This window comes from Aminobacterium sp. UBA4987 (assembly GCF_002396985.1).
Taxonomy (GTDB): Bacteria; Synergistota; Synergistia; order Synergistales; family Aminobacteriaceae; genus Aminobacterium; species Aminobacterium colombiense.
In genome coordinates this window covers 117,411-130,607 of the sequence record NZ_DGZF01000006.1, presented here as the reverse complement: position 1 = coordinate 130,607, position 13,197 = coordinate 117,411, and the positions used below count along the sequence as shown (strand labels likewise).

The window sequence follows — 13,197 nt, the reverse complement described above, 5'->3', positions numbered from 1 at the left end:
ACTTGCATGTGTTAAGCACGCCGCCAGCGTTCGTCCTGAGCCAGGATCAAACTCTCCATAAATTACTTAAATTGGCTCGCTTTACATCTGCGCACTGTATTCTCTTTTCAAGCTTCGTAACGATCGCTGCCCTAACTGGCAACGGCGAAAAATATACCATGCCTTTGAAGGGAATGCAAGCCCTTTTTAAAGTTTTTATAAAAAATCTTTTGAGATGATATAATTTCTCCGTCAATGAACAAGATGCAGTCTCCTGAAAATACATTTATACTAGGTAACATGTTGTTTGGAGGAGGTTTTTAAATATGACGAGAAAAAAACCCGAATTAAACGCTGCAAAGCGTGACGGGAAACAACCCCCACAATCTGGCGGTTTATATCTTATCCGAAAAATACTTTTTTTAGTTCTATTGGTAATGGCGGCAGGCATTGCCGTTGTTTTTGTTTTTGGAGCTCTTTATATAAAAGAAATATCTGAAGAGCTCCCATCAACATCGCAAATACTTGCTCACAAAGAAAACGTGGCAAGTACGGTTTATGACAGAGATAACGAGATTATAGCACGATTATTTACTGAGAATAGAAGACCTGTGCAATTGAAAGATATTTCTCCATGGATACTAAAATGTACTTTAGCTGCAGAGGATTCCTCTTTTTATCAGCATGGCGGGATAAGAGTTACTGCCATTGGAAGAGCATTAATGGTTGATATTCTCCATCGGGGAGCCCGCCAGGGAGGTAGCACTATTACCCAGCAATTAGCTCGTAATCTCTTCTTATCCCAGGAAAAGACCATTAAAAGGAAAGCAAAGGAGATTATGCTCGCCATTCGCATGGAACAGCTTTTCTCGAAGGATAAGATCCTTGAAATGTATCTCAATACCATATATTTTGGACATGGCGCCTGGGGGATAGAGACAGCAGCTAAAACTTATTTTGGTAAGGAATCAAGAAATCTTACCCTCTCTGAATCTGCTGTTATCGCAGGTCTAATAGCTGCTCCAGAACGGTATAGCCCACTCAACAATATAAATAACGCCAAAAAACGCCAAGGATATGTCCTCGGCCGTTTAGTAGACCTCGGATGGATCGATAGTGAAACAAAAGAAAAAGCATATATTGAAGAAATTAACTTAAAGCATGTCCCAAATAAAGTTACAGAATTTAACAAGGCCCCTTATTTTATTTCACACTTGCTCATTAATCACCTCCTCCCTACCTATGGAGCTGATCTTGTATATAGCGGCGGTATGGAGATATACACAACTATTGACCTGGATCTGCAGGAAAAAGCTGATAATGCGATCAAGATGTTGAAAAGCCAAGGGGCTCTTGTTGCACTGGATCCTCTCACAGGAGAAGTTTTAGCCCTCACAGGAGGAAAAGATTTTTCAACAAGCAAATTTAACAGGGTTACTCAGGCTTATCGTCAGCCTGGCTCTGCCTTTAAACCCTTCGTCTTTGCTGCTGCTCTGGAAAAAGGCATTATGCCTACTGATCATTTTCTTGATGCACCCCTCTCATATGATGTCCCGGGAGAAGAAAAAACATGGGAGCCTGGCAACTATGGCCAAAAATTTCACGGGGAAGTGACCGTTCTCGACGCTCTCATTCATTCTTATAATACGGTGGCGGTACGCATGGCCGATATTACAGGTGTTAGCAATATTATAAAGATGGCACGAAGCACAGGAATTACTTCTTCCCATTTGCCTCATGATTTATCGATTGCTCTTGGAACCGCAAGTGTAACACCATTAGAAATGGCTACTGCCTTTTCAACTTTTGCAAACGGAGGTCATGTTGTTTCTCCTTTGATGATACGTGAAATTCGATCAGGGAATGGAGACGTGCTTGAATTCCATAAGCCAGAGATACGAGAAGGGATCTCTCCTGTCACAGCAACTGTTATTCGCTCTCTCATGGAAGATGCGGTTCGAGCTGGTACAGGAAGAAATGCCCTTATCCCCGGATGGGAAACTTTCGGTAAAACTGGAACTACAAATGAGTATAGCGACGCATGGTTTGCAGGAGGTGTTCCTGGCCTTGTCACTATTGTCTATGCAGGAAATGATGACCATAAAGCCCTTGGTAGAAATGCAACTGGAAGTGCTATTGCAGTACCAGTGTGGAAGAGTTTTATGAGCGAGGCTGTTAAAGTGCTTCACCTTCCGCAGGCCTTTGATATCCCTCAGGGTCTTGCAGTAGAAGCTGTTCGAGTATGCAGGCAAACTGGTTTTTTAGCCGCTCCTGGCTGTTCAGCCGCAACCTTGCTTCTGCCAGCAGGATCGACTCCTACAACCACATGTCCTATCCATGGAGGAGATATCTTTGCCTGTCAAAATGACTCCTTGGCTCCAAGACTTTATCTTCTTCCTCAAGACGAGGAACATTACTATACTTATGCCAAATTCCCAGATGGAGATATTCCTTTCTCTCTCGCCGGTTCCGATATAGAGGTGAAGGTGTCTTCAACTGTTGAGGAAAAATCGCAACTATCGCACAAACCAGCACAAAAATCAGTTATCCCTGTTGGAGAGCAAGATCCGTACAAGGACGATCCCAGCCCTGCCCAAACAATCGAGGAACGCTACCAGGACCTTCTAAAGCAATACGGCATTACAAACTAAAGCCGTATAAAAGATGCAACTCAAAAATTAAAAGGGCAAAACCGAAAAACTCGGTTCTGCCCTTTTTTCTACGAATGTCTATTCTATCTGTTTCGAATACTGTTAAGAATAATACGCTGCTCTACTCCTGCTACAAGCTTTCTCGTATAGGCTACAGTATCAGGATTGACACTCATGCTGTCTATTCCTTCTCTTACAAGGAACTCGGCAAAATCCGGATAGAGAGATGGCCCTTGTCCACAGATGGAGCATGTTTTCCCATGCTTATGCGCCGCTTGGATCAATGTGCGAATAGCACGCTGCACTGCAATGTTCCTTTCATCAAAGTATCCCATGTTGTTCAATATGCCTGAATCTCTGTCAACTCCCATTATGAGCTGTGTCAGGTCGTTACTTCCAATGCTGAAACCATCAACCATCTGGGCAAATTCCTCCGCAGCAAACACAACTGACGGAACTTCTGCCATGATCCAGATTTTAAACGAAGAACTCCTCTCCAAACCTTCGGAACGAAGGATATTCATGACACTTTCAAGCTCCCATGTAGTTCGAACGAAAGGAAGCATCATCCAGACGTTTATGAGGCCGTACTCTTCTCTGACTTTGCGCATTGCCTGACATTCAAGTCTGAACCCCGCTTCATATTCAGAGGAAATGTACCGAGAAACACCACGCCAACCAATCATTGGGTTGTTCTCTACAGGCTCAACTTCTTCCCCGCCTTTAAGTCCTCTGAACTCATTTGTTCTGAAATCACTCATGCGCACTACGACTGGACGGGGGTAAATAGCCTGGGCTACTGTGGTTATTCCCTCAGACATTTTATCTACAAGAAGCTTTCCCTGCCCTGTCTTAACAAGATACATAGGATGTATACCAACCATATTGGTAAATATAAATTCCGTACGCATTAACCCTATCCCATCAAAGGGAAGGTTCTTATATCTGTCAATTATAGAAGGCTCGCCCAGATTCATGTAAATTTTAGTTCCTGTAATAGGCGCTAACTGGTGGACAAGCTCTTCTATCGGAAGAGCTTGAGCACCTGGTGAAACTAGAGTAGCTTTTTCCGCTTCTTTCTTTTCGGGTACAACGTTACCTTCAAAGACAACGCCCCGAGTAGCATCAACTGTAACAAGCATCCCTTCTGCAAGTACTGCCGTCCCGTTTTTCGAACCTACTATACAGGGAATGCCCAGTTCTCTTGAAACGATAGCGGCATGGCACGTTCGTCCACCTTCATCGGTCACAACGGCAGCAGCTTTCCGCATAGCAGGAACCATGTCCGGATTTGTCATCCCCGTCACAAGGATGTCGCCATCTTTTACCCTCGCTATCTCATTTATATCCTCGATAACGATAACTTTTCCAACTGCGGTCCCTGGAGATGCCGCCAGACCTCTTGCCAGGACATTCAACTTTGTTTCTTTTGGGGTTGTGTTCTGATCCACAGAACTCTCTCCTTTAGCTAAAGTTGTAATAGGACGGGCCTGCAGAATATATAGTTCCTTTGTATCTTGGTCGAGAGCCCACTCTATATCCTGAGGAGCGTTATAAAGGGACTCTATTGTTTTTCCAGCTTTACCAAGGGTTATTATTTCCATATCTGTAAGGCACTGCATCTTTACCTTATCCGGCCCAAGAAAATCTTTAACCGCAACTTTTACAGTGCCTATATCTCCATCTTTTTCGACGATCATGGTGTTCTTTTCAGATATTGTTTTCTCCACTACATCGAGATGATCTTTCTCCAGTATAAATTCATCTGGAGTAACAACTCCAGAAACAACAGCTTCTCCGAGCCCCCAACTTGCGTTGATCATAATTTGATTGAGGTCATTGGAAACAGGATTAGCTGTAAATAGAACACCAGACTTCTCACTTCTAACCATTTTTTGTACTACAGCGCTCAAGGCTACTTCAAAGTGATTGAAGTCCTGTTTTTCCCGATAATAGGTCGCTCGAGCTGTCCAAAGGGAAGCCCAGCATCTCTGAACATGTTTTAAAACTTCTTCTGCTCCTCGAATATGAAGGTAAGTATCCTGCTGTCCTGCAAAAGAAGCATCTGGCAAATCTTCAGCTGTCGCAGAACTTCGGACTGCAACCTGTACATTTTCCAATCCAGTTTTTTGGGCAAGCTGAACATAGGCTTCTTTTACTTCTTTTTCAATTTCTTTGGGAAAGGGCGCTTCCATAATAAGCTTTCTGATCTCTCCGCATTTGTCAGAAAGATCATCTGTGTTTTCAAAATCTATGTTGCGAATTATGTTCTCTATGGATGCATTGAGGCCAGAAATTCTGATAAAATCCCTGTAAGCTCCTGCAATTACACAAAACCCAGGAGGGACAGCAACCCCATTCTGAGTCAATTCACCGAGATTTGCTCCCTTTCCTCCTACAAGTGGTATGTCGTTGCGATTAACTTCCGAAAACCACCTGATATACTTATGTGTTCCCATCTTACTGCCTCCTCGTTAATTAATGAAGCCCAGCGCAGCCTGAGCAGCTGCCAGTCTTGCCACTGGTATCCTGAAGGGCGAACAGCTGACATAGTTAAGGCCGATAATGTGACAAAAGGCAATACTTTCTGGATTACCACCATGTTCGCCACAAATGCCCAAAGACATGTTTTGTCGTGTTTCTCTTGCTTTTTTAACACAAAGACGCATCATCTCTCCAACGCCTTCTCGATCAAGGGTATGAAAGGGATTCTCCTGCAATATACCTTTCTGTAAATAGGCCCGTAGGAACTTGGACTCCGCATCGTCCCTTGAATACGCAAAAATCGCTTGTGTCAAATCATTCGTTCCAAAACTAAAAAAATCTGCAACTTTCGCTATTTTATCAGCAACCAATACAGAATGGGGAACTTCTATCATGCTTCCTACTTTGTAGTCAACAATAACCCCTGTACTCTTATAGTACTCTTCGGCAATTCTGTCTACCATATCGCGGAATATTTCCATTTCTTCAGAGAGACCGACAAGAGGTATCATTATTTCTGGGAAAACAGCTATTTCTTCTCCTAGAACCAAAAGAGCTGCTTCGAAAATAGCGCAAATCTGGGCTTCATAAATTTCAGGATGCAAGATACCAAGGCGGCACCCTCTGAATCCCATCATCGGATTGATTTCTTTAAGCATCTCTATTTTTTTGAGCACTGCTTCCATTTCTAAAATTTTTTTCTTCTGTGCTGGAGATTGCTTTTCCCTTTGCATCTCGAACAACTTTTGTCGTACAACGTTTTCTTTTGGCAGAAATTCATGGAGAGGCGGGTCTAACAGGCGAATGATAACAGGGCAGCCGCTCATCTCCCTAAAAATATCAGCAAAATCATTTTTCTGCATTTCCTTTAAAAGTTCAAGGTCTTTAAGGCGACTTTCTTTATCAGGAGCCATTATCATATGCTCCATAACAGGAAGTCGATCCTGAGCCATAAACATGTGCTCCGTCCGACACAAACCGATCCCCTTAGCACCAAACTCCCTCGCTCTTCGGGCATCTTCGGGAGTATCAGCATTTGCCCATACTTCCAGAGAGGCCGCCTCATCTGCCCATTGAAGAAAAACGGAGAGCTCTTTAGTAATTTTTGAGTCTACAAGGGGGGCTTCTCCTGCATAAACTCTACCGTTGCTTCCATCTACCGTAATAATATCCCCCTCTTTAAGGATCAGGCTTTCTCCGTAAAGAACCTTTTCATCCACATCAATGAAAAGCTCTTCGCAACCGCTTACGCAAGGTTTACCCATACCTCTGGCAACAACAGCAGCATGGCTTGTCATTCCGCCACGACTTGTTACCACACCTTCCGCGACAGCCAGTCCATGAATATCATCTGGACTCGTTTCAGGGCGTACAAGAATAACATTCTTTCCCTCATCATTCCACTGTACTGCTGCCTCTGGAGAAAACACTATCATGCCTGAACATGCTCCTGGTGACGCTGGCAACCCCTCTGCTACAAGAGGCACATCCACCTGGCTGCCTATCTGTTTGTGAAGAAGAAGTTCTGCTTCCCGTGGCGTAACTCTAGTTAAAGCTTCACTTTTACCTATAAGGTTTTCCTGAACCATATCATGAGCAATCCTCACTGCTGCTTCTGCTGATCGTTTACCACTTCTTGTTTGAAGAATGTAGAGCTTACGGTTTTCAATAGTAAACTCAACATCCTGCATATCCTTATAAAACCTTTCTAAAGACCCTGTGATATCAACCAGCTGATTAAACATGTCAGCCATCATATAGCGCAATTCTGATATGGGGATAGGGGTTCGTACTCCCGCAACTACATCTTCTCCCTGAGCATTAATGAGAAATTCCCCATAAAGGTCTGCAGAACCATCGGAAGGGTTTCGTGTAAAACATACACCTGTGCCGCACTGCTCGTTAAGATTTCCAAAAACCATTGAGACTATACTAACAGCAGTCCCTAAATTATGTGGAATACTATGAAGATTGCGATATGTAATAGCTCTTGGGTTGTTCCAGCTCTTAAAAACAGCGGTAAGAGCCATTTTTAACTGCTCCCATGGGTCATATGGGAAAGAAGAATGAGTGTGGGATTCATAAATGTGAAGGTAGGCCGCAGCAATTTCTTCAAGGATCTGGGCAGGAATTTGATAATCATATAGTAAATTATTTTTTTTCTTGGCCTCATCGAGAACTTTTTCAAAAAGATCAGGGCTCAAACCAGCAACAACTTCACCGAACATTTGAATCAGTCGCCTGTAGCTATCGAGAGCAAATCTTCTGTTTTGAGAGGCTTCTGCCATATACTCCAACGTATCCCGATTGAGTCCAAGGTTGAGTACGGTATCCATCATGCCTGGCATAGAAACTGGGGCGCCAGACCTCACAGAAACCAGAAGGGGAGTGGGGCCACTGCCCCATTTTTTGCCCGTTTTAGCCTCCATTCTGAGAATTGCTTCCTGTATATCCGGCCAAATTTTGTCCACTAAAAAACTTTCCCCTTCTAAAAATTCCACACAGGCTTTAGTTGTCACAATGAATCCGGGAGGGACAGGCATTCCATTCTGTACCATTTGAGAAAGATTGGCCCCTTTACTGCCAAGAATGTCCTTCATTGTGGCGTTTCCTTCTTCAAAATCATAAACATACTTGTTGGGTACTTTATCTCTCATAGCATTACTCACCTCCTCGTCTAAATATTGGAGGGATCTAATGTCTGATGTAAGCTAATATCTCTTGTGCGGTCTCCTCAAGAGCACGATCCGTAACGTCAAAAACTCTTACGCCGAGTGCTTTCATGATTGAATCTGCATACGCCAGTTCCTCATAAACCTTGGCTGTCTGAGCATAGTCGGAACCTTCTGAATCAAGACCTAACATAACGAGCCTTTTAAGACGGATATCTATGAGAGCCTTTGGATCTATAGTTAAACCTATGATCCGAGAAGAATCCACTTCAAATAATTCTTCAGGGGGAGCAAGATCAGGGATCAAAGGAATGTTCGCTGTTTTAATGCCCTTATGGGCAAGATACATTGAAAGAGGGGTTTTACACGTTCTTGAAACTCCAATAATGATAAGATCAGCTTCAGGAAGAAGATGGGTGTTGCTGCCATCATCACAGCTGATGGTAAACTCAACCGCTTTGACCCGTTTAAAATACTCTTCGTCCATAACATGGGAAAGCCCTGGCTTCTCAAGAGGCTCTTTATCCAGAATATCAGAAAGAGTGTTGAGCAGCGGTCCAAAAACATCTATAACATCAACGTTCAAGGAGTCGCTATTTTCAATGACCCAATGGCGCACAGTCTTATCTACAAATGTACAAATGACAATGGCGTGTTTAGAAGATGCAATTTCCAGCATTTCCCTTGCCTTATCTATATTGTTAATGTAGCGAAAACGGCGTAATTTTACGCTCTGGGGGTCAAATTGACTTGAAGCAGCCCGTGCCACGCTTTCCGCCGTTTCTCCGGTAAAATCGGAAACCACAAAAACTTCAACCTGTTTTTTCATGTCGTGCATATATTCTACCCCCGAAGAAAATCCATTATTTCCTGTGCGTTCTCTTCTACTGCCCGACCCGTTACATCATAGATGCGACAGCCAAGCTGCGACATTATATTACTGGCGTACTCTAATTCTCGTCTGACTCTCTCCCTGTTAGCATAGGCTGAAGCTGCTGGATCAAGCCCTAGAAGCTTCAGCCTTTCCTCTCGTATTTGTATTAACTTTGAAGGATCTATAACTAAGCCAATGAGTCGCTCTTTGGGAACGGAAAAAACCTCTTGGGGAGGATCTACTTCTGGTATTAGCGGAATATTGGCCACTTTGAATCCCCGATTCGCAATATACATTGAAAGAGGCGTTTTCCCCGTTCGGGAAACTCCCAATATAACAAGATCCGCTATGGGAAGAGCCGGTGGGTTTCGTCCATCATCACACTGTATAGCAAATTCAACAGCCTTAACCCGCCTGAAATACTCTTCATCCATACGGCGATTCAGTCCTGGCGATTCCAAGGGGTCCTCCCCCAGCCTTAACTCGAGAAGTTCTAATAGGGAACCAAGAAGATCCACAAAAGGTATCCCCAATTTCTGAGCTCTTAGGGCCATTGACCGCCTTAAATTCCTATTCACCAGAGTACACACAACAACAGGGCGGGCAAGCGCCGCCTGTTGTAAAATGTCCTTCACCTTTTCTTCTGAGTCTACATAGCGAAATCGGGTAACCTGACTAAAGGAAGACTCGAACTGACTCATAGCTGAGTGAGAAACATGTTCCGCTGTTTCTCCTGTAGAGTCTGAAACTATAAACAATGACAGAGAGCTCATTTTCCCCCTCCTAGTTTTTCAGGACACCCAGATCTCCAACTTCTTTGAAAATACTATTACAGCGAGAAAGTAAGGCTAATCTATTCTGCCTGATGTCAAGGTCGTTATCCATAATCATAACATCGTCAAAGAAAGCCGTGATGCGTGGAGAAAGCCTCGATAGTAGAACCATCAGCTCGTCCCAATCATATCTTTCCAAAGCATCCTCTACTAATGGCGTCATTTCATTCATTTCTAAAAACAGCTCATTTTCCACATTTTTCTGAAAAAGCTCCTGGGCGATATCTTTGGAGTACTCTTCTGCCTTTGATAAGATATTTCTAACCCGTACCGCTGCTGTAACAAGGTCCACAAACCATTCTTCATTCTTCACCTTATTAACAACATTTAAAAAGTGAAGGGCCTGCAAGGGTTTGCGTCCAACAACTGAAATAGCCAACGTCACAAGATCGTGCTCATAGCCCTTTTCTTTTAGCTGTACATGAAGCCGCTGTTCAAAAAAACTCCTGGATTGCTCTAGTATCTTTTCAGGCACCTCGAAATTTTGTCCTGCTTGAGAGATAAGATCCGCAATATCTACATCCAGATCGACTCCCCAGATAATCTCGTTAATACATCGTGCTGCCCGTCTGAGAGCATAGGGATCTTGGGAACCGGTGGGCTGAAGACCTACCTTGTGGCAATTTACAATAACAAAAATTCGTTCTGCTATGCCAAGTATTGCTCCTATGATATCTGATGGGACAGTGTCGCCAGCGGACTTTGGGAGATATTGTTCATAAATAGCTTTTGCGACTCTTTCCGGCTCCCCATTACGAAGGGCATATTCACGCCCCATAATTCCCTGAAGTTCTGGGAACTCATACACCATATTGGTCAACAAATCGCATTTTGAGAGTAAGGCAGCTCTGTCTACAAGTTTAGCCTCATCTAAAAACCCAAGTTTTTCACAAAGATATTTCGCCAGTTTCTGGGTTGCTTTGATTTTATCGTAAAGGGACCCTAGTTTTTCCTGGTAAACAATGCTCTTTAACCCCTCTATACATCCCGCAAGAGGTTTTTTCAGATCTTCCGCCCAGAAAAATGCGGCGTCTTCGAGCCTTGCCCGCAATACCCGTTCATTTCCTTCACGCACTACCCCCATATTCGTAGCCCTGTTATTACTTACCCCTACAAAGAAAGGCATAAGTTTGCCGTTTTCACTTCGTACAGGAAAGTATTTTTGATGTTTTTTCATACTTGTCGTCAATACTTCCTCTGGTATATCGAGAAATTTCTTGTCAAAAGAACCATAAAAGGGAATCGGAAACTCTACAAGATACAGGTTTTCATCAACGAGCTCAGGGTCAAGTTCTACTTTGCCCCCAATTTCTTTCTCGAGGGCGGTTATGCCCGAAATCATTTTTTGTTTTCGTTTTTCCTGATCGAGGATAACATAGTTATCGTATAGCTTTTCCATAAATTCTGACGCATCGGCAACATCAATGCTCCTGGATCCCATAAAGCGATGGCCCCTAGTTGTTCGGCCACTTTCTATGCCGCCATAAGTAAAGGGAACTATTTCTTTATCGAGAAGGGCAACGATCCAACGAATAGGTCTGGCAAATTTTATTGTCGGATCAAGCCAATACATATTCTTAGGAAAAACAATCTGGCCCATAATATTAGTTAGTATTTGAGGAAGCAAATTCTGAACAGGGTTCCCCTGTTCAGAAATGACTGCAAAGGCATAACGCACCCCATCTACTTCCTTATGGGTTAATTCTTCGTAGTTAACCCCCTTGCTCTTAGCAAATCCTATGGCAGCTTTAGTTGGGTTTCCATTGGCGTCAAAGGCTGACTCCCATGTCGGCCCCTTATAGGTCATTATTTTATCTTCCTGGTTTTCCTGAACATCCCTAATAGTAAGAGCTATGCGGCGAGGAGTTCCATATGCCCCTATCCGTCCATGCTTAATGCGGGCTGTTTCAAATTCTTTTTCAGCGTAACTTACGATGGTTTCTAATGCGTCAGGAAGAAAGCGTGATGGAATTTCTTCAGTTCCTATTTCAAGTAAAAGATTTTTATATGCCATGACTCTTCACCTCTTCCATGGTCTAGCGAGAAAATTTATTCATAAAAGGATAGTTCATCTCTTTGCGGCTTCCCGCATATCTTTCACAGCAAAGACTCGCAAGGGCCCGAATACGGGAGATGTAGCCTGTTCGTTCCGTTACACTAATAGCATTCCTTGCATCCAGAAGATTGAAAGTGTGGGAACACTTCAGTACATAATCATAAGCAGGAAGTACATACCCTTCAGCAAGGATATGATTCGCCTCCGCTTCATACATGGTAAAAAGTTTAAAAAGCATATCCGTGTCTGCTATTTCAAAATTATAGTGAGAAAACTCCACTTCATCCCAATGGTGAATATCTCCGTATGTTACATTATCAACCCAGGCAAGATCATATACATTCTCCACTTTCTGTACGAACATGGCTATACGCTCAATGCCATAGGTCAGCTCCGCAGGAACCAGAGCCATATCTACACCGCCAACCTGCTGAAAATAGGTAAACTGAGTCACTTCCATTCCATCAAGCCAAACTTCCCAGCCCAGCCCCCAGGCCCCTACGGTTGGAGATTCCCAATCGTCTTCAACAAAACGGATATCATGTTCTTGGGGCTCTATGCCTAGGGCACCAAGGCTGGCAAGATAGATCTCCTGAATGTTTTCAGGCGCTGGTTGAACAATAACCTGATACTGATAATAATGCTGCAACCTATTGGGATTTTCACCGTAACGTCCGTCTGTAGGTCTTCTAGAAGGCTCAACGTATGCAACTTTCCATGGTTCGGGGCCAAGTACCCGTAGAGCAGTTGCAGGATTCATAGTTCCAGCCCCAACTTCTATGTCATATGGCTGTTGTATAACACATCCCTGTTCAGCCCAAAAACGTTCGAGACGGAAAATAATTTCTTGAAAGTTCACATAAAAAACCTCCCTTGCGATAAAACCTTTTATCTTTGTAGGATTGTCTATTTTTAACAACTTCTGTCAAGAATCATCTTTAAACGTCCAATCTGCGTTTTCCAGAAAGCTTTCTCTGTACCATCTGAAGGAGCTCCTTGGGAAGAAAAAGAAATAAGATTTCGGCGGGGCAACATGGCCGCCGCCTGAAGAAGTCTCAGCTCTCTCGAAGCAATCATTGAACTGCCCCCGTTTGAACTACAGTTTTGGCAAAGAAACCCTGAATCAGACCAATAAACAGCGTCTTTTAAAGCAACTCCACACTGTTCACATTTTGATAGATCAGGAGCCTCCCCACGTATATAAAGCCATCTCCACAGCAGCCGCCAAGAAAGAAATAGTGGATTGGCACCCTCGCACAAAGAACGCATAGTCCAATACAAAAGAATCAAAACATCATCTTCAGCCACGCCGGAACAGGTGTAGCGAGAAACCATTCTATTCCATTCCAAAGCTGAATGAAGCTTTTCAGGATCAAGGCGTAACGTCCACATGTCATCTTTCACATCTATGGTCTTTAAATAAAGATGTTTAGGCCCTTTATAAAGATTAAATGACCCCCATGTCAATGGTTCTGTCGCACCACCAAACCGACCCCTTCCACGAGCGGAACCTGGGGCCTGGACCCATACGGGGCCAACTCCTTTGAGGAAAAGGTGTAGGGAGATATCGCCTTCTGCGCTAATCCTACGACGCAGCACCACTCCAGAACTGCGAAAAAGTCCTTGGGTTAAAAAATCCACAGCAACG

The 13,197-nt window shown here is 43.6% G+C and carries 8 protein-coding genes and 1 rRNA gene; 1 reads left to right on the top strand and 8 read right to left on the bottom strand.

The features are described from left to right. A 16S ribosomal RNA gene (locus B2U56_RS03275) occupies window positions 1-62 on the bottom strand; the annotation flags it as partial. Window positions 63-305: 243 nt separating this feature from the next. On the opposite strand from B2U56_RS03275, the gene B2U56_RS03270 reads away from it, so the two are divergent. Next, window positions 306-2,630 carry a transglycosylase domain-containing protein gene (locus B2U56_RS03270; protein ID WP_286952281.1) on the top strand — a complete coding sequence of 775 codons (2,325 nt, stop codon included), beginning with the start codon at window positions 306-308 and terminating at the stop codon, window positions 2,628-2,630. Window positions 2,631-2,713: 83 nt separating this feature from the next. Here the strand turns inward: B2U56_RS03270 and ppsA are convergent, their stop codons facing one another. The 7 genes from ppsA to recO are packed head-to-tail and all read right to left on the bottom strand — an operon-like array spanning window position 2,714 to window position 13,190. Continuing rightward, window positions 2,714-5,089: a phosphoenolpyruvate synthase gene (ppsA, locus tag B2U56_RS03265; protein ID WP_286952279.1), complete on the bottom strand. Its 2,376-nt coding sequence runs from the start codon at window positions 5,087-5,089 to the stop codon at window positions 2,714-2,716. A 15-nt stretch (window positions 5,090-5,104) separates the two neighbouring features. Further along, the gene (ppdK, locus tag B2U56_RS03260; protein ID WP_286952278.1) at window positions 5,105-7,771 is read right to left on the bottom strand and encodes a pyruvate, phosphate dikinase; all 2,667 of its coding nucleotides are present in this window, start codon (window positions 7,769-7,771) and stop codon (window positions 5,105-5,107) included. Between the two features lie 37 nt (window positions 7,772-7,808). Continuing rightward, entirely contained in the window at window positions 7,809-8,624 is an 816-nt protein-coding gene (locus B2U56_RS03255) for a pyruvate, water dikinase regulatory protein (RefSeq protein WP_286952277.1), read from the bottom strand. A 5-nt stretch (window positions 8,625-8,629) separates the two neighbouring features. Beyond that, the gene (locus tag B2U56_RS03250) at window positions 8,630-9,433 is read right to left on the bottom strand and encodes a pyruvate, water dikinase regulatory protein (RefSeq protein ID WP_286952275.1); all 804 of its coding nucleotides are present in this window, start codon (window positions 9,431-9,433) and stop codon (window positions 8,630-8,632) included. Window positions 9,434-9,443: 10 nt separating this feature from the next. Next, window positions 9,444-11,507 (bottom strand): glycine--tRNA ligase subunit beta, encoded by a 2,064-nt coding sequence (gene glyS, locus B2U56_RS03245; protein ID WP_286952273.1) that lies wholly within the window; start codon window positions 11,505-11,507, stop codon window positions 9,444-9,446. 22 nt (window positions 11,508-11,529) lie between these two features. Then, window positions 11,530-12,408: a glycine--tRNA ligase subunit alpha gene (locus B2U56_RS03240; protein WP_013048158.1), complete on the bottom strand. Its 879-nt coding sequence runs from the start codon at window positions 12,406-12,408 to the stop codon at window positions 11,530-11,532. A 53-nt stretch (window positions 12,409-12,461) separates the two neighbouring features. Beyond that, window positions 12,462-13,190: a DNA repair protein RecO gene (recO, locus tag B2U56_RS03235; RefSeq protein ID WP_213700070.1), complete on the bottom strand. Its 729-nt coding sequence runs from the start codon at window positions 13,188-13,190 to the stop codon at window positions 12,462-12,464. Between the last annotated feature and the right edge of the window lie 7 nt (window positions 13,191-13,197).

Excerpts from the sequence above, each read along its gene's own strand:
- B2U56_RS03270 (WP_286952281.1), top strand. The coding sequence starts at position 306 with ATGACGAGAAAAAAACCCGAATTAAACGCTGCAAAGCGTGACGGGAAA.
- ppsA (WP_286952279.1), bottom strand. The coding sequence starts at position 5,089 with ATGGGAACACATAAGTATATCAGGTGGTTTTCGGAAGTTAATCGCAAC.
- ppdK (WP_286952278.1), bottom strand. The coding sequence starts at position 7,771 with ATGAGAGATAAAGTACCCAACAAGTATGTTTATGATTTTGAAGAAGGA.
- B2U56_RS03255 (WP_286952277.1), bottom strand. The coding sequence starts at position 8,624 with ATGCACGACATGAAAAAACAGGTTGAAGTTTTTGTGGTTTCCGATTTT.
- B2U56_RS03250 (WP_286952275.1), bottom strand. The coding sequence starts at position 9,433 with ATGAGCTCTCTGTCATTGTTTATAGTTTCAGACTCTACAGGAGAAACA.
- glyS (WP_286952273.1), bottom strand. The coding sequence starts at position 11,507 with ATGGCATATAAAAATCTTTTACTTGAAATAGGAACTGAAGAAATTCCA.